Genomic DNA, 26429 nt, shown 5'->3' with positions numbered 1-26429 from the left:
GTTTCCGTTCCCCGAGCCCGCCCGGGTGCTGAAAAAGGCCTTCGACCCCCAGACGGCCCACTACCAGATGGGTAAGGCTGTGGGATCGAACCGCGAATGTTGGGGGGAGCGGCAGGGGTCCCGTCTCTTTTTCAGCAGCCAACCAAGCGGCGGAATGCCCCTGCTCAACCTGCATTTCGGGGTGGTGGGAACTGGTTTCTGCCGCTAGTGGTACTCCTTCCATGTCGAGATCGCATCCCTTGACGTCGAAGGAGCAGCAGCAGGAACCCCACGGCGACATCTTCGTCGGCGATGGCGAGATGGCCAGGCTGATGCGGGCCCACGACTGGGCCTCCACTTCCCTGGGCGCGCCGGAGAACTGGCCGAACGCGCTGAAGGTGGCCCTTCGGCTGCTGCTCACCTCGCGGTTCGAGATGTGGCTGGGCTGGGGCCCCGACATCAACTTCTTCTACAACGACGCCTACCGGCCCACGCTGGGGGTCAAGCACCCGAAGTCGCTCGGGGTGCCGACCCGGCTCCTGTGGGCCGAGATCTGGGACGACATCAAGGATCGCCTGCAGACCGTCTACGAGCGGGGAGAGGCGACCTGGGACCGGGCGCTGCTGCTGCTCCTGCGCCGCAACGGCTATCCCGAGGAGACCTACCACACCTTCTCCTATAGCCCGCTGCTCGGCGACAGCGGCAAGGTGGAAGGGGTGTTCTGCGCCGTCTCGGAAGAGACGGACCGGGTGATCAGCGAGCGGCGCCTGGCGTCGCTCCGCGAACTGGCCTCCCGGCTCGCTCCCGCCTCGAGCCGGGCCGAGGTGATCAACGCCGTCCGGGAGGGGCTCGGCGGCAATCTGTACGATCTGCCCTTCAGCCTGACCTATCTGTTCGACGAGGAGGGTCAGGGGCAGCTGGCCTGCGCGACCGGGATTGAGCCCGACCACGGCTGCGCGCCCGCGATCCTGGGCGCGAGCGGCGACCTCTGGGACCTGAGCGCCATCTGGGCCGGCGAGGCCAACGTGACGGTGGACCTCCGCGGCCGTGAGGCCCTGCCGACGGGCTCCTGGGACAGGCCGCCGACCACCGCCGCGGTGGTTCCGCTGATCGGCCAGGGCGGGGAGCGTCCGCGAGGAGCGATGATCGTCGGACTGAACCCCTACCGCCCGGTAGACGAGAGCTATGTGCCGTTCCTGAAGCTCCTGGCGGGGCAGGTGTCGTCCAGCCTGGCCAACGCCGAGGCGCACGAAGCCGCGCACCAGAGGGCCGCGGCGCTGGCGGAGGCCGTGGAGATGCGCCAGAAGGCGGCCGACGTCCTGCGCCAGGCCAATGAGCGGCTGACCTCCGAGGTCGAGCTGCGCACCCAGGAGCGTGATCGCTTCCGCACGCTGTTCCAGCAGGCTCCCAGCTTCATGTGCATCCTGTCCGGCCCGGACCACGTGTTCGAGCTGGTCAACGACGCCTACCTGCAGCTGGTCGGCCACCGAGACCTGATCGGCCTTCCGGCGCGCGAGGCCCTGCCGGAGATCGAGGGCCAGGGCTTCTTCGAGCTGCTGGACGGGGTCTATACCCAGGGCGAGGCCTTCGTGGGCCGCAACATGCCGGTGATGATCCAGCGCGCGCGCGGCGGTGCGCTGGAGGAGCGTTTCGTCCACCTCGTCTATCAGCCGATCATGGAGCCGGACGGCAAGGTGTCCGGCATCTTCGTCGATGGCTACGACGTCACGCACCAGAAGCGAGCCGAAGAGCAATTGCAGAACCTGAACGAGACGCTCGAGCAGCGGGTCGCGGCGCGCACGGACGAGCTGGCGGACACACTCGAGCGCCTGCGGCGGGAGACGGCCGAGCGGCAGAAGATGGAGGCGGCGCTCCGCCAGGCCCAGAAGATCGAGGCCCTCGGCAAGCTCACGGGGGGCGTCGCCCACGACTTCAACAACCTCCTGCAGGTGATCAGCGGAAACCTGCAACTGCTGGTCAAGGACATCGCCGGCAACGCCCGGGCCGAGACCCGCGTGCAGAACGCCCTGGCCGGGGTGGCGCGAGGCTCGAAGCTGGCCTCGCAGCTCCTGGCCTTCGGCCGTCGTCAGCCGCTGGAGCCCAAGGTGGTGAACCTGGGCCGCCTGCTGAAGAACATGGACGATCTGCTGCGGCGGGCGCTGGGCGAGGACATCGAGATCGAGACCGTGGTGTCGGGCGGGCTGTGGAACAGCCTGGTCGACCCGAACCAGATCGAGAACGCCATCCTCAACCTGGCGATCAACGCCCGGGACGCCATGCAGGACGGCGGCCGACTGACGATCGAGGCGGGCAACGCCCTGCTGGACGACGAGTACGCGAGCCAGCACGAGGAGGTGAAGCCCGGGCAATACGTGATGCTCGCCGTCACCGACACCGGCGCCGGGATCCCGCCGGACATCCTGGAGCGCGTGTTCGAGCCCTTCTTCAGCACCAAGCCGGAAGGGAAAGGGACCGGTCTGGGGCTCTCGATGGTGCACGGACTGGTCAAGCAGTCCGGCGGCCATATCAAGCTCTACAGCGAGGTCGGCGAGGGCACGACCATCAAGCTGTACCTGCCGCGCGTCGCCCAGAGCGAGGACGTCCTCACCGACATCAGCAAGGCGCCGGTGCGCGGCGGGACCGAGACCATCCTGGTGGTCGAGGACGATGACGACGTGCGGGAGACCGCGGTCGGCCTGCTCTCCGAACTCGGCTACCGGGTGCTCAAGGCCCGCGATGCGGCCAGTGCCCTGAACGTCGTCGAGAGCGGAATCCCGATCGATCTCCTGTTCACGGACGTGGTGATGCCCGGCCCGCTGCGGAGCCCGGAACTCGCCCGCAAGGCCAAGGAGCGCCTCCCACACATCGGGGTGCTGCTCACCTCGGGCTACACCGAGAACGCCATCGTCCATCACGGGCGGCTGGACCCGGGGGTGGAGCTGCTCTCCAAGCCCTACACGCGCGAGGCCCTGGCCCGAAAGGTGCGGCACGTGCTGGGCAACGAGGCACAGCATCGGCTGGTCAAGCAGCAGCGGACCGAGGCATCCGCCCCGGTCCTGGCGGCGGAGGACGTGCCACGTCGCCTCACGGTCGTGCTGGTCGAGGACGATGAACTCATTCGTTCGAACACGGCCGAGCACCTGGTGGACCAGGGTCACGTGGTGGTGGAGGCCCAGGACGCCGAGAGCGCGCTCACCGCGCTGTCCACCAGCCAGGCGGACGTACTCCTGACCGACGTGGGGCTGCCGGGGCGCTCGGGCACGGAACTGGCGCGCGAGGCCGTCGCCCGCTGGCCACACCTGAAGGTGATCTTCGCCAGCGGCGACGACGCGGGGTTGGCGGAATCGGGCCTGTCGAACGCCGTGGTGCTGCTGAAGCCCTACACGCCCAAGGACCTGGCGGCGACCCTGGCCAAGGTGTCGAAGAATTCGAATCGCAGGACGTGAGCCAGAGCGAGACTCGACCCTGACGGAACCGCGATGGGGGCTACTTCCGCTCGAGCAGGGCGAGCCGCAGCCCGAGCCCCACGAACACCAACCCCGTGGCGCGCTTGAAGAGGGAGGACGAGCCCACGCGGTGCTTCGTCCACTGCCCGGCCCGGCTCGACACGAGCGCCACCACCGTGTTCACCAGCGTGCCCGAGGCATTGAAGAGGAACCCGAGCAGGACGAGTTGCGCCGCCATGGGGCCGCGCTTCGGGTCCACGAATTGAGGGAGGAAGGCGAGGAAGAACAGGGCCACCTTGGGGTTGAGCACGTTGGTGACGACGCCCTGGCGGAAGATGGCCCACAGGCGGGCGTGCTCGACGGTGGGCGCGGCCAACCCGGTGTCGCGGCTGAGGAGCGCACGCACGCCGAGGTAGAGCAGGTAGGCCGCGCCCGTGAGCTTCACCACCTCGAACGCGAGCGGCACGGCCATGAGCAGGCCCGAGAGCCCCGCGGCGATGGCCACGGTGTGCACGAGGCATCCGGCCGCGATGCCCAGCGCCGAGACGATGCCCGCCTTGCGGCCCTCGCTCACGCTACGAGCCACCACGTAGAGCATGTCGGGGCCGGGCGTCACGTTGAGCGCGAGCGTCGCGGCCAGGAAGAACATCGAGGTCGTCAAGTCGAGCATGACGAGTCTGTATCACGTTCCGCTGCACGTGCGGCCCCTCTCACGGAGCCACACGCCGAGCATGGCGGTGGCCGCACGTCACCGGCATGCGGGTGAACATGCGGCCAAGCGCGTTCGCGGCGAAGATGACGGAGTTGGGCTAGAACCCGTTCCATGGGCGCGGACGCACGAGACGCGGGGCCTGGGCTCTTTCCTCCCACGCGCTGGACCCTCATCCGCTCGGCACGGGCTTCGCCGGAGGCGCGCCGCGCGGCGCTCGAGTCGCTGCTGGGCACCTACTGGCGCCCGCTCTACGTCTACATGCGCCGCCAGGGCCTGGACGCCGAGGCCGCGCGCGACGCGGTGCAGGGGCTGCTCCTGCGGCTGTTGGAGCACGGCTTCCTCGAGCGGCTCAACCCCGAGAAGGGCCGGCTGCGCGGCTACCTGCTGACGGCGGCGCGCAACCACCTGTCCCACCGGCACGAGCGCGAGAGCGCCGCCCGGCGGGGCGGTGGGATGGCCGCGCTGCCCCTGGACTTCGAGCTGGCCGAGCGCATCGCCTCCCAGGACGCGCAGGGTCCGGACGAGGCCTTCGAGCGGGAGTGGGCCTCGAGCGTCATGGAGCGAGCCCTGGAGCGGCTCCGGGCGGAGTACGAGGGAGGCGAGCGCAAGGGCCCCTTCACCCTGGTGCTCCAGTTCTTCCGTCCCGGCGAGCCGCCGAGCTACCGCGACGCGGCGCAGGCGCACGGCATGTCCCTGCCGCAGCTCAAGACGTTCCTCCACCGGGCGCGAGTGCGCTACCGGGAGCTGGTGCGCGAGGAAGTGGCGGACACGGTGGACGCGCCCGAGGAGGCGGAGGCCGAGCTCGCCGAGTTGCTCCGGGTGCTGAAGCGATGAGCGAGACGTGTCCACGCTGCGGTGCCTCGGTGGACGAGGGGCGCCTGGCGGTCTGCGCCAGCTGCCTGCTGGGCGAGGATGGGGCGGGCCCGGAGCGCATTGGCGCGCTGGAGCTGGAAGAGGAGATCGGGCGCGGGGGCATGGGCCAGGTCTTCCGGGCGAGGCACGTGCGCCTGGATCGGCCGGTGGCGGTGAAGTTCCTCACCGGGGAGGCAGCCTCCAGCCCCGAGGCCCAGGCCCGCTTCGCCCGCGAGGCGCGGGCCCTGGCGCTGTTGGATCACCCCCACATCGTCCGGGTGCATGACTTCGGAGAAGAGGAAGGCGAGCGCTACCTGGTGATGGAGCTGGTGGAGGGCCGTGGCCTGTCGGAGCTCTTGCCCCTGCCTCCCACGGAGGCCGTGCGCGTGGCGCTCCAGGTGTGCGACGCGCTGGCCTACGCGCACGCGCGCGGCGTGGTGCACCGGGACATCAAGCCCGCCAACATCCTCGTGGACGAGGAGGGGCGGGTGAAGGTGACGGACTTCGGCATCGCCCGCATCGTGCGCTCGGAGGGCCGCCGCGACACCCTCACCGCCGTGCACACCGTCGTGGGCACCCCCGAGTACATGGCCCCGGAGGCACTCGCCGGGGCCGCGCCGGATCCGCGCATGGACGTGTACGCGGTGGGCGTGCTGCTGCACGAGATGGTGACGGGCCGGCCGCTGACGGCGGGCTCGCCCACCCTGACGGGGGCGCTCGGGACGATGGTGCGGCGCGCGGTGGCGTTGGATCCCGCGCGGCGCTACGCCAGTGCCCACGCCCTGGGGTTGGACTTGCGGCGCCTGGCTGACGGCGCGGCGGAGGCGGCCCTGCCCCCGGACGAGGCCGTCTGGTTGCGCACGGTGGCGGTGCTCCAGGCGGTGGCGTGCGCGCTGGTGCTCTGGGCGCTCGTCGTCTCGGTGACGCCGCGGGTGTTGGCGCCCGAGCAGATGGATCTGCTCACCATGCAGCCCGTGGCGCGGCTCGCGGACGGCCGGTGGGTGACGAAGGCGCGCTTCGAGACGGGCCCCATCCTCGGGGCGGTGGCGGGGCTGGCGGTGGCGCTCGCGGCGTATGGCCTGCTGCGTCGGCACTGGCGCCAGGAGGGCCTGGATGCCCCCACCCCGGAGCTTCCCCTGCGCGAGGCGCGCGTCTTCCTGGGGGTGGCCAGTGTGAACTCGACATTGTTCGCGCTGCACCTGGGGCTCGCGTGGTCGGCGGGCCTGTCCTTGCCCCACTTCATGCCGCTGATTGGAGGGCTGCTGGAATTGGGGACGCTCTACCTGCTCTGTGTCGCCGTCTTGGAGGCCTGGCGGCGCCAGCGGGCACTCTCCCGCGAGCCCCGGCTGTGGTGGGGGGTGGTCCTGATGCTCCTCCCACCGGCCATCGAGCTGGGCCTCCAGCTCCACGCCTGGCGGCCCTGAAATAAAAGGCACCCCGCAACCGCGAATCTCCCTCCCGGTATTTCCCCGCGAAAGGGAAGAGCGGCACCCCACTACGAGGGCACTGAAGCCCCGGGTGTCCGCGCTTCCCCGAGGGAGAGAAGCCATGGAGACGAACATCACCCCGGGAGCCGTGTCGAGCCAGTTCATGGTGGCGGCCTACCTGGTCTACCTGCTCGTGAGCATCACGCTGACCATCTGGGTGGCGCGCACGCTGCAGCGCAACGGCGCGCCCTTTCTGCATGAGGCCTTCCTGGGCAAGGAGGTGCTGGCGGACTCCGTCAACCACCTGCTGGTGGTGGGCTTCTACCTGATGAACATCGGCTTCGTGGCCCTGGCGCTCAAGGAGCACCAGACCATCTGGACGCTGCAGGAGATCATCGAGCTGGTCTGCGCCAAGATCGGCAAGGTGCTGGTGATGCTCGGCGGCATGCACTTCTTCAACCTGTACGTCTTCAACCGCATCCGCCGCTCGGCCATGGTGCGCCAGATGCCGCCCCCCGTGGCGCCGCGCGAGTACACCAAGCTGCCGGCCACCGCGAAGGCCACGTGAGGTGAGCCATGCGAGCCCTCTGCGTGCTGTATGACGAGACATGTGGCTTCTGTGTGAGCTGCGCGCGGTGGTTGGAGGAGCAGTCCACGTGGGTCGCGCTCGAGTGCCTCGCCTCGGGAGGCCAGGAGGCGGCGCGGCGCTTTCCCGAGCTGCGGCGCTCTGGCAGCCGGGAGGAGCTGCTCGTGGTGGATGACGAGGGGGGCGTCTACCGGGACACCCAGGCCTGGCTGATGGTGCTCTGGGCGTTGGAGGACTACCGGGAGTGGGCACTGCGGCTGTCGAGCCCCACTCTGATGCCGCTGGCGCGCAACGCCTTCGAGCTGCTCTCCAGCAACCGCCGGAGGTTGTCCGGCTGGCTGCACCTGGAGGACGAGGCGGTGCACCAGCACCTGGTGCGCGAGGCGGGGCCACCGGATGCGCCCAGATGCGGCCCGGACGACGCGGCCTGCCGCCTGCCGTCGCTGGAGCGATGCGGCGGCTGCGGCCAACCCAGGGTGAGGGGCCGCGAGCTCTGCCCGCATTGCCTCGCGGAGGTCGTGGCGCGGGGATAACCTCCGGGCGGAGCGACCGGTTTACCCCCACTCCAAGAGACCCACGCATGAGCCCAATCTCCCCCCTGCCCGCCCGCCGCACCGCGGGCCTGCTCGCCGCACTGCTGCTCGCGGCTCCCGGATGCAAGCGCGATCAGCCCGAGGCTCCAGGCGCCACGGCCCCGGCCAAGGCCCCCTCGGGCGGGAAGATCGCCCTGTTGCTGCCGGAGTCCAAGACGGCGCGCTACGAGAGCCATGATCGGCCGCACTTCGAGCGCCGCGTGAAGGAGCTGTGCGCGGACTGCGAGGTGCTCTACAGCAACGCCGACCAGAGCGTCTCCAAGCAGCAGGACCAGGCCGAAGCCGCCCTGGTCAACGGCGCCAAGGTGCTCGTGCTGGATCCCGTGGACTCCGGCGCCGCGGCGGCCATCGTCGCGCGCGCCCGCCAGTCGAAGGTGGCGGTGCTCAGCTACGAGCGCCTCATCCTCAACGCGGACGTGGACTACTACATCTCCTTCGACAACGAGCAGGTGGGCAGGCTGCAGGGCCAGGCCCTGGTGGACAAGCTCAAGGCGGACGGCAAGACGCAGGGCAGCATCGTGATGCTCCACGGCGCGCCCACCGACGACAGCTCCCGGTTCTACAAGTCCGGCGCCCACAGCATCATCGATGGCAGCGGGCTCACGGTGGGCGCCGAGTACGACACCCCGGACTGGAGCCCCGACAAGGCCCAGCAGGAGATGGAGCAGGCCATCACCCGGCTCGGCAAGGACAAGATCATCGGCGTGTACTCGGCCAACGACGGCATGGCCGGTGGCGCCATCGCGGCGATGAAGGCCGCGGGCATCGATCCCCTGCCCCCCGTGACGGGCCAGGACGCGGAGCTGACGGCCGTCCAGCGCATCCTCACGGGCGAGCAGTACATGACGGTCTACCTGGCCATCAAGCTCGAGGCGGGGATCGCCGCCGAGGTGGCCGTGGCGCTGCTGCGCGGCGAGAAGCCGCCGGCCGAGCGCATCAACGGCAAGGTGAACAACGGCACCAAGGACGTGCCCTCCATCCTGCTGACCCCCGTGGCCGTCACCAAGGAGAACGTGAAGAGCACGGTGCTCGCCGACAAGTTCTGGACGGCCGCGCAGCTGTGCGAGGGCGCGTACGCGAGCGCCTGCGCCAGCGCGCAGCTCACTCCCTGAGCCATCGCGCGCTCACGCTATAGCCCCCCTCTCGGCAAATCCCCCCCGCAACCGCGAGCCCCCTTCCCGGTACTCCCTGACAACGAAGCGCGTGAACGAGAGGATGGTCATGGGAGCGACGCGGAAGGTGGTGCTCGCGGGAGGCAGCGGTTTTCTCGGCCGTTCACTCGCGCGGGAGCTGGAGGCGAGGGGTGACGAGGCCATCATCCTCACCCGCTCCCCCGCGCCGGGCTCGGTTCGCGAGGTGGCCTGGGACGGCCGGACCCTGGGGGACTGGTGCGCGCGACTCGAGGGCGCCATGGCAGTGGTCAACCTCGCGGGCCGCAGCGTGGACTGCCGCTACACGCCGGAGAACCGGCGCGAAATCCTCTCCTCGCGGCTCGACTCGGTGCGCGTGCTGGGCGAGGCCATCCGCCGGTGCGCCACGCCTCCGGGTGTCTGGGTTCAAGCCGCCTCGCTCGCCATCCTGGGCAACTCGGGCGACGCCGTGCGCGACGAGCGCTCACCGCCGGGCGAGGGCTTCTCCGTGGACGTGTGCCGCCAGTGGGAAGCGGCCTTCGCCGAGCAGCGCTCGCCTGGCACACGCCAGGTGCTGCTGCGCATCGGCTTCGCGCTGGGACGGGATGGGGGCGCGCTCGACAAGCTCGCGAGGCTGACACGCTGGGGGCTCGGCGGCGCGGTGGGCAGCGGCGAGCAGTACATCAGCTGGCTGCACATCGCTGACCTCAACGCCCTCTTCCTCCGGGCCATCGAGGACCCGTTCATGGCGGGCGTGTACAACGCGACCGGGCCCTCGCCCGTGACGAACGCGGAGTTCATGCGCACGTTGCGCCGGGTGCTGCACCGCCCCTGGAGCCCGTCCGTGCCCGCGTGGGCGGTGCGCGTGGGCGCGCGGTTGATGGGCACGGAGGCGGAGCTGGCCCTGAGCGGGCGACGCGGCATCCCCCAGCGGCTGATGGCCGAGGGCTTCACCTTCCGCCACACGAATCTCCACGAGGCCCTGGCGGATATCCTCGGCTAGAGCTTGCGCGGGCGGATGCGGCGCAGGGGGAGTGCATGCGTCGCTTCACACTTGTGAAGTAGGCTGCACGCGCATGGGGGGCTCTGTGTCGTTTCGGTGGCTCCCCCCCCACGTCAGGTTCCCGTTTCCCGGGGCGCTTCCGCCCGGCACGACCGTTGTAGAGGGGTCGTCCCACCATGTATTGCTCGTCCTGTCGCCAGGAGCGGCTTGGAGGTCAGTTCTGCGCCGCGTGCGGCAAGCCCATGACCTCGCGCTCCCGTGAGGCTCTTCAGCAAGAGCTGGCCCACGTCCGGTTCCTCCTCGAGGAACTCCCCCATTGGGACGCCTCGTCCGTCCCCAAGGGCGCGCGCAACTACCTGACCCAGCGCTACGAGCGGCAGGTGCGCATCCTCCTCGGCGTCATCCCCGACGCGGCCGCCGCCGAGTCTCCCGCACCTGTCGCCGCTCCCGAGGTCGTGGCCCCGGCACCCACCGTCGAGCCCGCTGGGGTCGCCGAACCGCCCGCCGCGCAGGCCGTCTCCGAGCCCGTCCCCTCCGAGCCCCGGGGCGGTGGTTGGGATGCCGCCCCGGCTCCCTCCCCGGAGCGCTTCTCCTCCGAGGAGTCCACGCGCGAGGAGACGCACGAGGCGGAGCAGGAGGACGCACAGCAGGACGAGACGCCCCTGCCGCTGCCTCCCCTCGTCACCGAGCCTCTCTTCGACGCGCCCGCCCCCCGCACCGCCACCGCGCGGCTCGTCGAGGAGGTCTCCACCTGGGACACCCTCTGGAAGCCCTTCCTCTACGAGAGCATCGGCTGGTTCATCGGCGCCTTCCTCATCGTCGCCGGCTCGCTCTACCTCGCCTTCGATAGTTGGGCCGGGCTCACCTCCTTCTCGCGCTCGCTCGTCGTCTTCGGCATGACCGCGGGCTACTCCGCCGCCTTCTCCATCTGCGGCTCCCTGCTCGCCCGCCGCGAGGCCCTCGTCGGCGCCGGGCGCATCCTCGGGCTCATCGGGGCCGCCGTCGCTCCCTTCGCCGGCATCGCACTCGGTCCCGTCGCCCGACTCGAGCTCGAGGGCATCCCCCTCGCGCTCCTCCTCCCGCTGCTGCTGGGCTGGTCCGTCGGCGCCGCCGTGCTCGCGCGCAAGCCCGCCGAGTCCTTCGACGCCCCCTCGCGCCCCTTCGTCCAGCTCGCGCTGATGGGCACCACCTTCATGATGGGCTGCGCGCCCCTCTTCGCCCACCTCGGCGACGCCGCCTTCTGGCTCGACGTGCTGCCGTGTGTCCTCTTCTTCGCCCTCGCCCGGCAGCGCATCCCCGAGCCCCGGAGCGGCCCGGCCATCGCCTTCGCCCTGGCCGCGCCCCTCTACCTGCTGGCCCTCTACTTCGTGCGTCTGCACCTGGCCCTGCGCTTCGTCGGCATTCCGCCCGCGCTCGGCAGCTACGCGCCGCTCCTCGCCCTCCTGCTCGTCGCCGCCCTGCGCCTGCGTCCCTTCCCGCCGGAGAAGGCCGCCGATGCGCTCACCGTGGGCGCCGTCGCGCTCCAGGCGGGCTGTCTCGCGCTCGCGGCCACCGGCAAGCCCCCCGCCTTCTTCCTCACCACCGCCATCTTCACCTGGAACGTGCTCGGGCTCGGGCGGGGCGAGGGGCTCCGCGTGCGCTGGCTCTACGCCGCCTACGCGGGCGCCTACCTCTCCTATACCTCCTCCAGTCAGCTCATCCCCGGCATGGTGAAGGCGCTCATCGAGGCCCTCAAGGCCCGCCTCGGCTACGCCGCCTCCGGCAAGCTGCCGTTCAACTACGGCGCCACCTCCGCCGTACCCTTCGTCCTCGCCGGGGTGCTCCTCGCCGCCTGGTTGCAGGCGCGCGCCCGGCGGACCTCCTCCGCCCTGGACGAAGCCCGCACCGAGGTGCTCCTGCGCTCCACCGCCGTCGCCAGCCTCGTGTTCGTCCTCCTCGGGCACGCGGGCCCGGATCAGCGCCCGGCCTTCTGGACCACGCTCGGCCTCATGACCCTGTGCGTGGTCAACGGCCTGCGCTTCGAGCGGCCCTACCTCTCCATCGTCGGTTCCGCGCTGACCTTCTTCCTCACCCTCTCCGCCGGCCTGCTCTTCGGCGCCGGGACGGTCTCGCTGCTCTGTGGCGCGGTGGCGCTCGGCTTCGCCGGGCTCGCGCGGGGACGCACCGGCCCCACCCTCGCCGCCTTCAGCGCGGCGGCGGGCTGGCTGTCCCTCGCTGGCTTCACCTCCAGCCTGTCCGCGGGCAACTCCGTGGCCGCCCTCGGGGGCATGGCCCTGGCGGGGGCCGCCGCGCTCCTCGTGGCGTGGAACCTCGCCCACCCCGTCCTGTTCGCCATCGCGACCGCGACCGCCACCGCCCTGGTGCCCCGGCTCGCGGACTTCGTGGACCCCTCGTGGGTGCCCCTGGCGCTCGCCGTGTCCGGCCTGGGCCTCGCCTTCCTGGGAGGGCGTGGGGGCCTCGTGCGCCATGTGGGCCTGGCCGGCGTGGCGTATGCCCTCCTGGCGTTCGTCTGGGGCTCGAGCCTCCTGATTCCCTGGCTCGGCGTCATCGTGCTCCTGGCCGCCGCCGCCGTGGCCGTGGCCTCGCGTGTCACCCCCGAGGTGGGGCCGATCGCCGTCGTCCTCGCGGGCATCGCCCTCCTGCCGCGTGTGGCCGCCTTCTCCGTCTGGCCGTGGATGACGCCCTCGCTGTCCATGGCGCTGCTCGTCCTCTGGTCGTTGGGGGCCTCGGTGGCCGCCGCGCGCTGGGGCCGCAACTCGAATACCCTCACCGCGGGGCTCGTGGCGCTCGTCTTCCCCATGCTGGTGGTGCTCTCGGCCGCGGGACGGCAGTCGTATGCCCTGATGCTCGGCGCGGCGCTCGCGGCCCTCCTCACCGCGCGGGTGCTGCACCCCACCGTCAGCCTCCTCGCCGCCTCCTTCTGGGCGGGCCTGTCGCTGGGCATTCACCTGGATGCCCCGCGCACGCTGGCCATGGCCACCCTGTTCAGCGGGCTCGCGCTGCTCGAGTCGCACCCCAGGACCTTCCGGGTGCTCACCGGTGAGCGCCGCTTCGCGCTCGTGGCGAGCCTGTGCGCGATGCCCTTCCTGCTCGCGGCCTGTGGCGTGTCGAAGGGCCTCGCGACGCCCGTCGTCCTCGTGGGCGCCATGGTGCTGCCGCTGGCGTGGACACGGGCCAACCGCCAGCCCTTCTTCGCGTCCCTCGCGCCGCTGTACGTCCTCGTGCTCGGAATCGAGTCCACGCGGCTCCGGCCCGGCATCTACCTGCTGCCCCTGGTCGCGCTCGCGGTGGTGCGGGCCGTGGAGCACAAGCAGGCCATCCGCCGGCTGGTGCTGGGGGGAGACGAGGAGCCGCCCGTTCGGGAGTTCTCATGGTGGATGCAGTTCGCGCTGGGGGGCGTGGGCGTGGCGATGACGGTAGGCGGCTCGCCCGAGTGGTCCTTCGTGCCGCTGGTGGCCTCGCTCGTCCTGCTGCCCGGGCCGATGCCCTCGGTGCGCGTGGGGGTCGGCGTGGCGGTGCTGGCGGCGCACCTGTCGCTCCATCCCGGCGCCATCCTCCTGCTGCTGGGGCTCGGCTTCCTCACGCACCATGTCCCCGCGCGGCTGTGGTCCCTGTTCCGCTCGCCCCCGGACCCGCGCCTGCGGCTCGTGACCGTGATGGGGGCGCTCGGCCTCGCGGTGTGGACGAACGTGGCGCGGACGCCGACGCCCGGGTCGCTCCTCCTGCTGGCCGGTGTGTTGGGCGTGAGTGCCTTCCTGCTGTCCCGCGCCTACCTGCTGACCGCCTCGCTGCTCACGCTCGCCAGCGCCTCGCTGGGCCAGACGCCCGAGCACGGCTTCCTGGTCTGGACGACGGAGGCCGCGCTGGCCTTCGCCGGGGTGGGGCTCGGCGCGGCGGTGCTCTCCGCGCTCTGCCAGGTGGGGCGCCTCCAGCGCTCGCTCTCGCGGTGGAGCGAGCGGCTGTCCCCGGGGCTGCCCGGCACGTGGAGCGAGCCGCTGTGGGCCGCGGGGTCGCTCGCCACGCTCGTGCCCCTGTCGCAGCACCTGCTGGACGAGGGACCAGGGGCACTGCCGTTGCCGGTGGCGGCGCTCGCGGGGCTCGCCGCGCTGGTGCTCATGGTGACGCGTGAGCGCGTCATGGCGAACCTGGCCACGGCGCTGCTGGCCGGGGTGATCCTCGCGGCGGTGCCGCCGCTCTGGTCTCCCGCAGTGGTGGCCGTCACGGGCCTGGTGCTGTGCCTGGTGGGCACATGGGTGGAGGGACGCGGCGCGGACGTGGGGGCGGCCCTCCATCACTCCGGATGGGTGCTGTCACTGCTGTCCTTCCTCGGGCTGCGGAGCCTCACGCATCCGGGCATCGCGGTGTGTCTGGTCGCGAGCCTGGGCGTGGCGTGGACGGTGGTGTACCGGCGCCGCGAGCGCGAGGCGATGGGCTGGTGGGCCTCGTTGCTGGTGGCGCACGGACTGCTCGTGCACGTGGGTGCCATCTACTCCACGGGCCGGGGGGCGGCCTTCCTCCTCCCCTACTTCGGGGCGATCAGCGCGCTGCTGGCCACGCTGGTGCTCTCCGTGGCGGGCGCGTCCGTGCGTCGGCGGGTGGGGCATGCCTTCGCGGGGGTGGCCCTGGCGGAGGTGCTGGCCGGGCTGGTGCTGGTGCCCGGGGCCGCCGGAGTGGTGCGTGAGGCCCTCGTCGACTGCGTGTGTCTGACGGTGCTCTTCTTCGCGCTCGTGCGCCGGGGTGTGCGCGAGCGGGACGAGGGCTCGGCCTTCCTCGCGCAGGGGACGCTGGTGCTGGGCTATCTGGCGGTGCGGCTGCACGCGCTGGCCTCGGGGCTGGGCACGGCGGACAGTCTCGCGGCGCTGGTGGGCGGCGTGCTCTTCTCCGGACTGCATGTCTTCGTCCAGCGCGAGGGGGCGGGGCTGCCCGCCTTCCGCCGGCCCGCGCTGTGGGGGGCCTACCTCTTCCCGCTCGCGGGTCTGCTCGCCGCGCCGTGGAGCAAGCCCCTGGCCGTGGCGGCCCTGCTGGTGGGCTACGCGGCGCACTTCGCGGCGCTGGCGGCCCAGCCCTCGCAGCGGGGCATGGGCTCGCTGGTGTCGGCGGGTGCCTTCAACACGGCGCTCTTCTTCGTCTGGCTGGGCACGGGGTCGGGAGAGCCGCAGTACTACGTCATCCCCGCGGGCCTGTCCCTGCTGGTGCTGCTGCGCGTCTTCCACGACGCGCTCGAGCCCGACACGCGGGTGAAGCTGCGCGCGCTGGCCGTCACCCTCGTCTACGTGGCCGGGGCGTGGAAGCCGCTGCTGTTCCAGGACGGCCGGGCCATGCTGGGGTGCGTGGCGCTGTGCGTGGTGGGCGTGGCGGCCGGCATGGCGCTGCGCATCCGCTCCTACGTGTACCTGGGCAGCGCCTTCATGGTGACGTGCGTCGTGGCCAACCTGGCGCGCTTCGGCATCCAGGAGCACCGCCTGGGCGCCGCCTTCCTGTCGCTGCTGGGCGTGGGCGTGGTGGGCTTCATGGTGCTCTTCACCGCGAAGCGCGCCGAGCTGCTCGAGCGCTACGAACGGGTGCGCGCGATGATGGCCACCTGGGAGGGGTAGGCGCGCGCCTGGAGCCCTGACACCCGACGGAGTCGGACCCGCGCTCACACCCGCCCGGTTTATTAACCCTCGTCAATGCGGACAAGGGCGCCCCCCCCTACTCTACGCGGCCACAACGTCGCTGAACGTTCTGGAGCCCTCGCGATGAACACCACCCGCCTTCACACCCGCTCCCTGGGAATTCTCTTTCTCCTTCCGTTCTTCGCCTACGGCATCGGCACCGCGCTCGTCACCTCCGTCCTGAAGGAGCCGGAGCACCTGGCCATGGTGGTCGGTCAGAGGACGCCGTTCGTCGGGGGCGCGCTGCTGCTCCTGTTGAACTCCATCACCGTCGTCGGGATTGGCGTGCTGTTCTTTCCGATCCTCCGCGAGCGGAGCCCGAGCATCGCCCTCGCGTACGTCTGCACGCGGATCATGGAGGCGCTGATCCTCATCGTCGGGGTGGTGTTCCTTCTGTGCATCCTTCAGCTCGGAGAATCCGCGCGAGGGCAGACGACGCCGGAGCTGGTGACCCTGTCCACACTTCTCTCGAAGGGGAACTTCTGGGCGTACCAGCTCGCGATGATCATCCTGGGGGCCGGCAGTGTGGCGTTCTGCCTGTCGCTGTACCGCTCCCGGCTTCTTCCCTCGTTGCTCCCGCTGGTGGGCGCGGTGGGCTACGGGCTTCTGGCGCTGGGGGCCGTGCTCGAGCTCTTCGGGCTGCCGTGGGGCCCCCTCTTCTCCGGGCCCGGGGGCCTGTTCGAGCTGTTCCTCGGCGGCTGGCTCATCGCCAAGGGGTTCCGGACGGTCACGCCTTCCGTCGCGGCGTAGCCGGCTTGCCGCGCGTGGCGATACGCTTGCGGATCCGGCTCAGCGACTCGGGCTTCACACCGATGTAGCTGGCCAGTTGGTACTGGGGAATCCGCTGGAGGATGTCCGGCCGCGTCTTCGAGAGCTTGAGGTAGCGCTGCTCCGGGGTATCGGTGAGATAGGAAGCGAACCGCTCCTGCTGTTCCGCCAGGACCTTCTGCATCACCATCCGGGAGATGCTCTCGAAGCGAGGGAAGCGTCGATACAGGTCCCCCTCGCGTTGCTCGGTGCCCACCACCACCGTGGTGTCTTCCGCGCAGACCAGGAAGTGATCCGCCGGGGTCTGGTTCATCATGCTGTGAATCGAGAGGACCCATTCGTCCTCGGTGAAGAACCCGTTGCTCCGCTCTTCACCATCGACGACGTAGTACTGGCGGACGCAGCCCTGGAGGACGAAGTAGGCCTCGGTGCTGACCTGACCCGCCATGAGCAGGTGCGTACCTTTCGGACAGGTCTTCACCACCATGCTGTCCAGGATGGCCTGGGCTTCCTCGTCCGACAGAGGAGAGATGCGGCGGAAGTAGTCGACGAGCTTGTGGTTCATGAGAGCACTGCGCGACCGGCGAGAGCCCCATCATCCCATCGAATCGGCGGACGTGGCCCGAAAAGATGGTTCACGGACCCGGACGTGAGTGGGCGCGTGCCGTGCCTGCCGTTCCACGGGTCGCGGGCATCGCTCGTTGAAGGCCGCGGGAAGGTCTCCGAGCATCATTCCGGGACACAGGAAGACTCCGTCTGGACTGTGCTCCGGCAGTTTGCCTGTTCCGGTTTCACGGGCTATCCATGTCAGACCCTCGCGTTAGTGTTTTCGCATCACGATGTATCGGGGAGAGTCCTTCATGGATGAACGCAGAGCACTACTCATGACATGGCGTTCAGCTTGGAGACGACTCTCTATGTCATGTGAAAGCGCCTGCAACCCTATACTCGAATTGTCGTATGGGATTGCCCCACCCAATACGTTTCATGACGAGTTCGTAGCCTCTGGTTCTCGTCTGGGATACGGAAGCCGCTCGAAGTTCCATCGGCTGGAGCTGTCTGCGTGATGTGACCCGCCACGGTGTCTCCAGGTGGTGGCGGGTGCTTCACGGATATCGGGTCCTCGGCCATATCAAGGCGCGCCCGCCCACCATCGGCCGGCACGTCCGGCACTCGTACCCCTCCAGTGCTTCATTTCAAATTCCTTTGTCGGGCGGGCCCATGTGGGAAGGCGCCCGTGCAGGCGGTCTATTGCTTCATCCCAGGTGTTTCACCCGCAGTAAGGAGGCAGCATGAGCAAGAAGAACGCAGACACGCAGTCCGGAACCGACGCTGAGACTTCCACCAACATCCGGGCGATCCAGCCCCGCATGGGCCGGGTCAAGCAGATCCGGAGGCTCCGCGAGAAGAGCACGATGACGCTTCGCGCCGCCGCGAGCGTCGCGGGCCTGGCGGGGGACAACACCAAGGCGCCCAAGCAGGGGCGGCTGCGGCAACTCAAGGCCGTGAAGCAGCTCGCGGCCCGCCTGACGAAGTCCGTGGGGCAATCCGAAACCAAGAAGGCCGTGGCCCGGCCCATGCAGCTGCGCCAACTCAGCGCGCGGAAGACCCTCCACGCCGCCGTCCACGTCGTGGGCGTGGGGCCGGTCACCGAACACCCCTCGAAGACGACGCTCGCCCGCACCGCCCAGCTCCGGCAGTTCGGCGCCAAGAAGCAGCTCGCGCTCAAGGCCGAGGCGAAGTAGCCCGTTCCGCCTCAGCCGTGAGTCCTTGAAGTAGTCCGCTTCCAACGGAGGGCCACCCGCGGTGCACCACGGGTGGCCCTCCTCTCACCAGGCAGAGAAATCAATGCACTACACCAACCTCGCACTGACCGCGGCGATGCAGGAAGTGGAGAGTGGCTCTACCGGCTACCTCTCGAGCAACCCTCTGGAATTACTTCGGGAGCGGGTCGTTTCAGCCATCGAGAACGTCCCTTTCTACCGTGAGCTGTATGGTCCGTTCGGAGCCGTTCCTCCCCTGGAAGGTTTCCTCGAATGGTTCCAGCGGCTGCCCGTCGTGAGCAAGTCCCAGCTCCAGGCCGCGGGAGAGGCCCGGCTGCTCAACTCCCGCTACGACTCCTCCGAGCTGATCCGCAAACCCACCAGCGGCAGCACGGGCGTCCCCTTCACCCTGCTGCTCGACAACCGCGTCTTCATCTTCCGCAAGTGGCGTTTCCAGAAGCCCCACCTGCAACTCATCTCGAGCTCCTCGAAGCAGCTCACCTATGTCTTCCCGTGGGACTTCGTGGTCAGGACTCCCCAGGAGGCGCGGCAGGTGGGTTCCGCCAACACCCCGGGAGAGTCCGCTTCCGAGAAGTCCGCGGAGCGCGAATCCGAGCCCCTGACGCGCCAGATGAAGGATCACCAGCAGCGCTTCACCGCCCTGCCCAAGAAGGCGAAGCGGCATGGCACGGACTCGCCACCCGAGGAGGCGCAGACCCAGGCGTTCAACAAGGCCTTCACCGTCAATTCCCTGCTGCCTCCTCCGGAGCTCTTCGAGTCCGTGAGCGCGCTCGAGCCCGCGAGCCTGATGGGCTTCGCGAGCGTCATCGCCGGGCTGGCCCGATGGATGCACAAAGAGCAGCTGCGGCTGCCCACCGTCAAGCAGGTGTGGACCACCTCGGAGGTGCTCTCGCCCGAGGGAGCGGACGCCATCCGGCAGGTCTTCGGGTGCGAGCCGTTGAAGATCTACGCGAGCAACGAATTTGGCTTCATGGCGTGGCAGGCGGAGAAGAACGCGCCGCTGCTCGTCGAATCCGACCGTCTCCACGTGGAGTTCATGCGACCCGGAGAGCAGACGCTGGCGGCAGCGGGTGAGCTGTCCCGGATCGTGGTCACCGATCTCTTGAACGACACCATGCCGTTGATCCGCTACGACGTTGGCGACGTGGCGCGTCCGCGCGGGCCGTTCCGGGTATCGGACTCGCTCGTCTGCACGACCCTGGATGGTCTGGAGGGCAAGGAAGCCGATCAGATCCAGCCGCCCGATGGCCGCTCGGTGACCACGTTCCAGATTCTGGGTGCCATCAAGGACACGCTCCCCCACGCGCAGTACCGGTTCGTGGGCCTGTCGGCGGAGCGGTACGTCGTGCAGTACGTGCCCGGTGTGGGCTTCGACCCCGCCAACCTCGAGAAGACCACGGCGGTGCTCGAGGAGATGCTGGGCAAGGGCGTCGAGGTGCTCACCCAGCGGACGGACGCCATCCAGCGCGAGCGCTCCGGCAAGCTGCGCCCCGTCGTCAACCTGGCCAAGGTGGCGCCCGGCATGCAGCGCAAGCTCGCGGAGCTGCTCGGCGTGCTGCCCCTGATGACGGTGGACGAGAGGCAGGTGGCCCGCACGATCGTCGGCACCACGCTCGCGAAGGTGCTCCCCCTGTTCAAGGACACCGGCGCCCTGGACGAAGCGTTGGAGCTGTATGCCGACCTGGCCATCAACTCGCTCCAGTTCGCCCAGCTCCTGACCACCCTGGAGAAGGAGCTCGCGCGGGAGATCGACGATGAGGATCTCCTGGATGCGGAACTCATCACCGTGGGCGACCTGGTGGAGTTCGTGCTGCGCCTTGGCAAGACCTCTCACGAAGGATGACAAACATGTCCAGACATCAACGGGGCGTCTCGATTCCGAAGCAGTGGTGCAACTTCCTCTTCGACTACCCTCAGTACGCGGTCCACGACGTTCCCAAGGAGGTCTCGCTGCCCGGCCACGGGGCGCGCCGCGTGAGCGTCGTCCCCCAGCAGCCGCGCTCCCTGGTGATGCAATCCAACAGCACCCAGGAGCCGTTCCACGAGATTCCGGAACGGTTGCTGGAGCTGTATGCCCAATACCGCCCCACGCCCCTGCGCCGGGCGCGGCAGCTCGAGCAGCGCCTGGGGGTCAACGCGCGGCTCTATTACAAATACGAGGGGCTCAACGTCTCGGGGAGCCACAAACTCAACTCGGCGCTCGCCCAGGCCTACTACTACGCGAAGGCCGGCGTGGAGGAGCTGGTCACGGGGACGGGCGCCGGGCAGTGGGGGACCGCGCTGGCGTATGCCTGCAAGCTGTTCGGTCTGCGCTGCACGGTGTTCATGGTGGGCGCGAGCCTGCGCCAGAAGCCGCAGCGCCGGGCGATGATGGAGATCTTCGGCGCCACCGTCCATGAGAGCCCGAGCGACGTCACGGAGGTGGGCCGCAAGGCGCTGCAGAGGGATCCGGGCCGCGTGGGCAGCCTGGCGACCGCCACGGGCGAGGCGCTGGAGATCGCCCATGGAGGCAAGCGGATCCGCTTCGCCGTGGGTAGCGGGGAGAACTGCGTGGTGTTGCACCAGACGCTGATTGGCAGCGAGGCCGTCGAGCAGATGGATGCCCTGGGAGACTTCCCGGATTACGTCGTTGCCTGCATGGGGGCTGGCAGCAACTTCGGCGGCGTGGGGTTGCCGTTCCTCCGGGCCGCCCGGGAGCGGAAGAGCCAGCTCCGGCTGATGGCGGTGGAGCCAGCGGCGTGTCCGAAGCTCACCCGTGGCGTCTATGCGTATGACGTCAATGACTTCTCCGGCACGACGCCCATCCACCGGATGTACACGCTGGGAAGCCACTACATCGCGCCACCCATCTTCGCGGGAGGACTGCGCTACCACGGGACCTCGGCCTTCCTGAGCGCGATGTACGCCGACAAGGGCTTCGACGCCCTCGCGGTGCCCCAGCCCAGTGCACTCGACGCGGGGCTCCTGTTCGCCGAGAGCGAGGGGATCCTACCGGCCCCGGAGTCCGCCCACGCCGTGGCGGGTGCCATCCGTCTGGCCAGGGAGAACCCGGCCGAGGCTCCGCCGCGGGTCATCCTCATGAATATCAGCGGCCACGGGCTCTTCGACCTGAGTGCCTACGAGCGCGCCCGGAACAACACGTTGGAGTCGGATCTCCCCGATGACGCGATGCTGACCACGAGCCTCCGTCACGTCCACGAGTTCAACGCGCGAATCGAGCAGTCCTCGTCGCCGTAGTCCCGCCCAACGCCAGGAGCGATGCCATGAATCACAGTGCTCTTCCCGAGGAAACGCCCGAGCTGCGGGCGGCGAGAACGTTAGGACAGTCCCTGGGCGCGCCTCCGTCCGGGAGCGATCCCCGTGCCTGGATTCGCGAGGCCTGGAAGAAGGCCGCCGAGCTCGGCGTCTTCGAGGTGCTCATCCCCGAGGAGGCGCTGAACGTGGAGGTGGTGCTCTCGGTCCTCGAGGGAGTCGGGATGGGGTGCGCGGGGGAGGGCTTCCCCCTGGCGCTCGGTGCCCACTGCTTCGGATTCAGCGCACCGCTGCTGTGCTTCGGGAGCGAGGAGCACAAGGGGCTGCTGCCGTCGCTGCGGGACGGCAGTGTCATGGGGGCGCTCGCGGCCACGGAAACGGAGGCGGGCTCGGATGTCATGTCGCTCAAGACCCGCTTCCGCCGCGACGGCGACGACTACGTCCTGCAAGGGGCGAAGTGCTTCATCACGAACGCCCGGGAGGCCGACTACTTCCTGGTCCTCGCGACGAAGGACCCCCGCCTTCACTTCCGGGGCCTGAGCGCCTTCCTGGTGCCTCGGGCCACCCGGGGTCTGGAAGTCGGAATCGACGAGCCGCGCATGGGCATGCATGGCTGCTCCGTCAGCTCCGTGTGGTTCGACGACGTGCGGGTTCCCCGGAGCGCGATGGTGGGCGGCGTGGGACAGGGCGCCTCCGTCTTCCAGCATGCCCTGACGTGGGAGAGGAGCATGCTGGCGGGCTTCCACCTGGGCGTCATGCGCAGGCAATTCCTGGCGGCGCTCGACTACGCGAAGGAGCGCCGCCAGTTCGGCCGTCCCATTGGAAACAACCAGTATGTCGCCGGACGCATCGTCGACATGCTGAGCCGCTACAGGACGTCCCACCTCCTCGTCCGGAATACCCTGACACTGCTGTCCACGGGAGCGTTGACTCCGGGCGAGGCCAGTCTCACCAAGTTGTATGTCAGCGAGGCCGCGCTCGCCTCCGGGACGGACGCGTTCCGGCTCCATGGCGGCATGGGCCTCATGGAGGGCTCGGAAGTGGGGCGCGAGCTCCGGGATGCCCTCGGTGGAATCGTGTACTCGGGCACTTCGGAAATCCAGAAGGTCATCATCGCCGCGGAGCTGGGGTTGGGCTCCTGACAGGGATTGAGGAGGTTCAAGATGAGCGAGCAGACGTTATCGACGATTCTCATGGGCGCGGCGTCACGCTTCACCTCACGGACCGCGCTCGTTACCTCGGGAGGACGGCTCACCTACGGGGAGCTGTTCGACCGGGCCCTCCGGCTCTCCGCGTACCTGGTGGAGACGGGGCTGCGCCCGGGAGACCGCGTGGTCATCTGTCTACCCAAGGGCGCCGAGCTGTCCGTGTCCATCTTTGGTGCGTTGCTGGCTGGCGGCAGCTACGTGCCCATCGACTACACGATGCCGGCCGCGCGCGCGTCACTCATCCTGGGGGACGCGGGGCCCAGCCACCTCATCACCACCCGGCAGATCGCCGCCGCGCTCCTCCAGGACGAGGCTCGCGGTCTGGCGGAGCCCGCGGCGGGAGGCTCGACACGGCAGGAGGTCGTGTTGTCGCTCCGGGCCGCGCCGTCCTCGAAGGAGGGCCGTGGCCTCCCCTGGAGCGAGGTGATGACGTGCGCGCCGCTATCGGCCGCGGTCCCCGTGGATGAGATGTCGGTCGCCTATGTGTTGTACACCTCGGGCTCGACGGGCCGGCCCAAGGGCGTGATGCAGAGCCACCGCAGCGCCGTGGCCTTCGTGGAGTGGACGGCCCGGCATCTGGGGCTGCGGCCGGAGGATGTCCTTTCCCAACATGCCTCGCCCTCGTTCGACCTGACCATCTTCGACTTCTTCGCGTCGGCGCTCGCCGGAGCGACGCTCGTGCCGGTGCCGGAGTGGTTGTTCGGCCAGGTGGGGAAGACCTGCCGGTTCATCATCAAGAATGGAATCACGGTGTGGTATTCGGTCCCCTCCGTGCTGCTGCGGCCCGACGAGGGCGCGCCCCTGCGGGAGCTGGAGCGCTCCGCCCTCCGGCATGTGATTCTCGCGGGAGAGGTGATTCCCAAACCGGGCCTCAAGGAGCTCGCGGCCCATCTGCCCCAGGGGTGCTCCCTCTCGAACTGGTTCGGGCCCACCGAGACCAACGTGTGCACGTTCCACGATATCGGGCCGGAGGACCTGGCCACGGACGGACCGGTGCCGATTGGCATTCCGTGTCCCTATGCGGAGATTCGTCTGGAGGGGCCCGAGGGTCCGTCCAACGAGGAGGGCGAGCTGCTCGTCTGCTCTCCCACGGTCATGGAAGGGTATCGAGGGCTCGACGAGCTCACGGAGCAGCGCTTCGTGCGCGAAGCCGATGGGCGGAAGTTCTACCGGACGGGAGACATCGTCCGCGTCGAGTCCGGCCGTCTCAGCTTCCTGGGCCGGCGTGACCGTCTGGTCAAGATTCGTGGCTATCGCATCCAGCTCGAGGAACTCGAGCAGGCCTTGCGCGAGCATCCCGCCGTGACGGAGGCCGCGGTGGTGACGTTCCAGGACGAGGGGAGGGATCAGCTCGGCGCGGCCATCGCGCTGCGAGAGCCCTCCGAGGAACTCGTGGGCGAGGTCCGCCGCCACTGCGCGGAGCGTCTGCCTCCCTACATGGTTCCCTCGAGGCTCTTGCGGCTCGATGCCCTCCCGCGCAACAGCCGCGGCAAGGTGGATGTGCAGGAGGTTTCCAGGCTGGTGTCACTCGCCTAGGAGGTTCGTGATGTTGATTCCCATCGAGGAAGATCTGCCCGGCTTCGATTTCGAGCATGACGCGCCATCCCTGGGCCGGCCCAAGGTGGCCTACGTGGTGGCGCCCTCCGGAGCCCCACCCGCCCGGGGGTTCCCTGTCTGTTATATGTTGCATGCGTTTGCCGGGGACCGGTTGTCCTGGGCACGTCATGGCAGGGAATTCCTGGCGGAGCACAGGGAGCGCGTGCTGTTTGTCTTTCCCGAGAGCGGCCGGCGCTGGTTCATGAACGATGCGTCCGGCAAGCGGTACGAGGACTACCTGGTGGAGGATCTCATCCCGGCCGTCGAAGCCTCGTTCCCCGTGGAGCGGGCCGCGCGTTCGCGAATCATTGGCGGCTTCTCCATGGGGGGCGCGGGCGCCGTCCACGTCGCGTTGCGCCACCCGGGGATGTTCTCCCGCGCGTTCGCCATCTCCGGGGCCTTCTATGCCTCGGAGCGGCAAGGCGATCCGTATGCTTCACAGCGCGCGAGCGGTTGCATGATGCCCACCGAGGCGGAGCACGACCGCGTGTGGGGGCCCGTTGGCAGTGAGATCCGGCGGCTCTACGACACGGGAGCGCTGCTCGAGAAGGCCGCTGCCATCGGGTCCCCGCCAACGCTCGCGCTGGAGGTCGGCACCGACGACTATCCGCGGGTGGTGGAGCAGAACCGCAGGGTTCATCGGAAGATGAACGAACTCGGTCTCCCGCACGCCTATGCCGAGCACCCGGGAGATCATGGCTGGGGCTTCGCGGCCTCCTCGGCCCGGCGACTGCTGGCCAGGCTCCTGCCGGCGACTGATTGACCCTCATCCATGCGGGCGAGGACGCCCCCCTCCTCTCGAGATTTGCTGGCGGAGGCCAGCGCGGTGGGGGGGCACTACTCGGCGAGCTCGCGGAGCAGCTGTTCGACCCCACGCGCGGAAGCGTCGTCCACCGGTGACAAGACAAACATGCTGAGGCCATCGCTACCGTCGACGGAAAACACCGACGTCTCGAACACGAGCTCGCCGACGTTCGGTCGGACGAGTCGCCTGTACCTCACCCCGTGCGTGCTCAGCTCATTCTCGGCCCACAGCCGGCGGAAGTCCGCGCTCGTCTCCATCAACTCGTCGACGAGCGCGGCAGCTTCTTCTGATGCTCCCGCACGCTCGATGTCGACGCGAAACGCGGCGAGGCACGTGCGATGCATGTCATCGGCATGCGGCAGGAACGCGGTGGCTTCGGGATGAAAGACCCGGCGCAGCATGTTGCGATCGCGCTCGGGAATCGCGGCGTAATCGCCGATCACCGCCACGGCGGCGCGATTCCACGCGACGATCTGAAACGTCGGCGTCTTCACGAGCGCGGGCACGTGCAGGTTGTCGAGCACGCGCTGCAGCGCCGGCGTGACCTCGGCGGGCGGCGTGTAGCGGCGCGGTGGCGGACGCGCGTGAGCGAGCAGGAACAGCATCTCGCGATTCGTGTCGTCGAGCTCGAGTGCGCCAGCGAGGCGTTCGAGCACATCGTCGGACGGCACGCCGCCGCGACCTTGTTCGAGCCACGTGTACCAGGTGACGCTCACGCCGGCGCGCGCCGCGACTTCCTCGCGACGAAGTCCGGGAGTGCGACGCCGCTCGGTCGATTCGGGGTGAAGCCGCTCGCGGCGAGCGCGGAGGAATTCGGGGAGGGTGGTAGTCGCCATACCGGTATGCGGGCACGCCTTTTCGAGCGGACTCGCGCAGCTTACGGTTCGCTCATGACCACGACAATGCCTCGGGCAAGGGCGCTCAGAACGGAGCTCGTATGCTGACGCTGCATCACCTCGGACGTTCGCAATCGGAGCGGATCGTCTGGCTCTGTGAGGAGCTCGGGCTCGACTACGAGCTGAAGCGCTATCAGCGCCGGGCCGACAACCGAATGGCCCCGCCGGAATACAAGGCGCTTCATCCGATGGGCACGGCGCCGATCCTCACCGACGGCGACCTCGTCCTCGGGGAATCCGGGGCGATCTGCGAGTATCTGATCCAGACCCATGGCAATGGCCGGCTCGCCGTGAAGCGCGGCGAACCCGGTTTCACCGACTATCTCTACTGGTTCCACTTCGCCAACGGGACGCTGCAACCGGTCGTCTTGCAGGTGAGGAGTCTGGAGCGCGTCGATCCTTCGGACAAGAACGCGCCGCTGCAGATGGCCAAGGACCGGTTCAAGCTGATCTTCTCGACCTTGGAGAAGCGGCTGGGGGAGGCGCCCTATCTGGCCGGCCAGGAGTTGACGGCGGCGGATATCATGACCGTGTTCTCGTTGACCACGATGCGGCTGTTCAAGCCGTATGATCTCTCGCCCTGGCCGAACATCCTGGCCTATCTGCAACGCATCGGCGCGCGGCCGGCTTATCGCCGGGCGATGCAGAAGGCCGATCCGGATTTGACGCCGGTACTGGGGGCCGTCCCGGAATAAGCCCATGCACTCACCCCGTCGGGGCCTGCGCGGGCTTCACTCA

The 26429-nt window shown here is 69.3% G+C and carries 19 protein-coding genes; 16 read left to right on the top strand and 3 right to left on the bottom strand.

Annotation, left to right across the window (positions count from 1 at the left end; all coding sequences use genetic code 11):
- Positions 1-239: 239 nt before the first annotated feature.
- Positions 240-3425: a response regulator gene (locus CYFUS_RS23830; protein ID WP_198316726.1), complete on the top strand. Its 3186-nt coding sequence runs from the start codon at positions 240-242 to the stop codon at positions 3423-3425.
- Between the two features lie 40 nt (positions 3426-3465).
- On the opposite strand, the gene CYFUS_RS23825 is transcribed toward CYFUS_RS23830, so the two are convergent.
- Positions 3466-4095 carry a LysE family translocator gene (locus tag CYFUS_RS23825; protein ID WP_232537734.1) on the bottom strand — a complete coding sequence of 210 codons (630 nt, stop codon included), beginning with the start codon at positions 4093-4095 and terminating at the stop codon, positions 3466-3468.
- Between the two features lie 153 nt (positions 4096-4248).
- Between CYFUS_RS23825 and CYFUS_RS23820 the strand changes: the two genes are divergently transcribed.
- From CYFUS_RS23820 to CYFUS_RS23785, 8 genes are all read left to right on the top strand, one after another.
- A complete protein-coding gene (locus CYFUS_RS23820) occupies positions 4249-4971 on the top strand; it encodes an RNA polymerase sigma factor (RefSeq protein ID WP_095987314.1) in 723 nt (240 codons plus the stop codon).
- Positions 4968-6413, top strand: coding sequence for a serine/threonine-protein kinase (locus CYFUS_RS23815; RefSeq protein ID WP_095987313.1), 1446 nt, complete (start codon positions 4968-4970; stop codon positions 6411-6413). Before CYFUS_RS23820 ends, CYFUS_RS23815 begins: the two co-directional genes overlap by 4 nt.
- 124 nt (positions 6414-6537) lie before the next feature.
- Positions 6538-6984, top strand: coding sequence for a hypothetical protein (locus CYFUS_RS23810; RefSeq protein WP_095987312.1), 447 nt, complete (start codon positions 6538-6540; stop codon positions 6982-6984).
- Between the two features lie 8 nt (positions 6985-6992).
- The gene (locus tag CYFUS_RS23805; RefSeq protein ID WP_095987311.1) at positions 6993-7535 is read left to right on the top strand and encodes a thiol-disulfide oxidoreductase DCC family protein; all 543 of its coding nucleotides are present in this window, start codon (positions 6993-6995) and stop codon (positions 7533-7535) included.
- Positions 7536-7582: 47 nt separating this feature from the next.
- Positions 7583-8707, top strand: a complete 1125-nt coding sequence (locus tag CYFUS_RS23800; protein ID WP_095987310.1) for a sugar ABC transporter substrate-binding protein — start codon at positions 7583-7585, stop codon at positions 8705-8707.
- Between the two features lie 109 nt (positions 8708-8816).
- Positions 8817-9728 (top strand): TIGR01777 family oxidoreductase, encoded by a 912-nt coding sequence (locus tag CYFUS_RS23795; RefSeq protein WP_232537733.1) that lies wholly within the window; start codon positions 8817-8819, stop codon positions 9726-9728.
- A gap of 242 nt (positions 9729-9970) precedes the next feature.
- Complete coding sequence (locus CYFUS_RS23790) at positions 9971-15322, top strand: hypothetical protein (protein WP_232537732.1); 5352 nt, start codon at positions 9971-9973, stop codon at positions 15320-15322.
- Positions 15323-15466: 144 nt separating this feature from the next.
- Entirely contained in the window at positions 15467-16132 is a 666-nt protein-coding gene (locus tag CYFUS_RS23785) for a DUF4386 domain-containing protein (protein ID WP_095987308.1), read from the top strand.
- On the opposite strand, the gene CYFUS_RS23780 is transcribed toward CYFUS_RS23785, so the two are convergent.
- Complete coding sequence (locus CYFUS_RS23780; protein ID WP_095987307.1) at positions 16110-16715, bottom strand: Crp/Fnr family transcriptional regulator; 606 nt, start codon at positions 16713-16715, stop codon at positions 16110-16112. The genes CYFUS_RS23785 and CYFUS_RS23780 overlap by 23 nt on opposite strands.
- 727 nt (positions 16716-17442) lie before the next feature.
- On the opposite strand from CYFUS_RS23780, the gene CYFUS_RS23775 reads away from it, so the two are divergent.
- From CYFUS_RS23775 to CYFUS_RS23750, 6 genes are all read left to right on the top strand, one after another.
- A complete protein-coding gene (locus CYFUS_RS23775) occupies positions 17443-17895 on the top strand; it encodes a hypothetical protein (RefSeq protein ID WP_095987306.1) in 453 nt (150 codons plus the stop codon).
- 103 nt (positions 17896-17998) lie between these two features.
- Positions 17999-19777, top strand: a complete 1779-nt coding sequence (locus CYFUS_RS23770) for a phosphopantetheine-binding protein (protein WP_095987305.1) — start codon at positions 17999-18001, stop codon at positions 19775-19777.
- A 5-nt stretch (positions 19778-19782) separates the two neighbouring features.
- Positions 19783-21171: a TrpB-like pyridoxal phosphate-dependent enzyme gene (locus tag CYFUS_RS23765; protein ID WP_198316725.1), complete on the top strand. Its 1389-nt coding sequence runs from the start codon at positions 19783-19785 to the stop codon at positions 21169-21171.
- Between the two features lie 26 nt (positions 21172-21197).
- Entirely contained in the window at positions 21198-22328 is a 1131-nt protein-coding gene (locus CYFUS_RS23760) for an acyl-CoA dehydrogenase family protein (RefSeq protein ID WP_095987303.1), read from the top strand.
- Between the two features lie 21 nt (positions 22329-22349).
- Positions 22350-23930 carry an amino acid adenylation domain-containing protein gene (locus CYFUS_RS23755; RefSeq protein WP_095987302.1) on the top strand — a complete coding sequence of 527 codons (1581 nt, stop codon included), beginning with the start codon at positions 22350-22352 and terminating at the stop codon, positions 23928-23930.
- Positions 23931-23940: 10 nt separating this feature from the next.
- Entirely contained in the window at positions 23941-24753 is an 813-nt protein-coding gene (locus CYFUS_RS23750; RefSeq protein WP_157758612.1) for an alpha/beta hydrolase, read from the top strand.
- 74 nt (positions 24754-24827) lie between these two features.
- Here the strand turns inward: CYFUS_RS23750 and CYFUS_RS23745 are convergent, their stop codons facing one another.
- Complete coding sequence (locus CYFUS_RS23745; RefSeq protein ID WP_095987300.1) at positions 24828-25631, bottom strand: helix-turn-helix transcriptional regulator; 804 nt, start codon at positions 25629-25631, stop codon at positions 24828-24830.
- Positions 25632-25732: 101 nt separating this feature from the next.
- Here CYFUS_RS23745 and CYFUS_RS23740 point away from each other — a divergent pair, with 101 nt between their 5' ends.
- A complete protein-coding gene (locus tag CYFUS_RS23740; protein ID WP_095987299.1) occupies positions 25733-26386 on the top strand; it encodes a glutathione S-transferase family protein in 654 nt (217 codons plus the stop codon).
- Positions 26387-26429: the final 43 nt, after the last annotated feature.

The organism is Cystobacter fuscus, from assembly GCF_002305875.1.
Classification (GTDB): Bacteria; Myxococcota; Myxococcia; order Myxococcales; family Myxococcaceae; genus Cystobacter; species Cystobacter fuscus_A.
The sequence above is the reverse complement of the archived record's forward strand: the minus strand, read 5'-3'. Positions and strand labels throughout refer to the sequence as shown.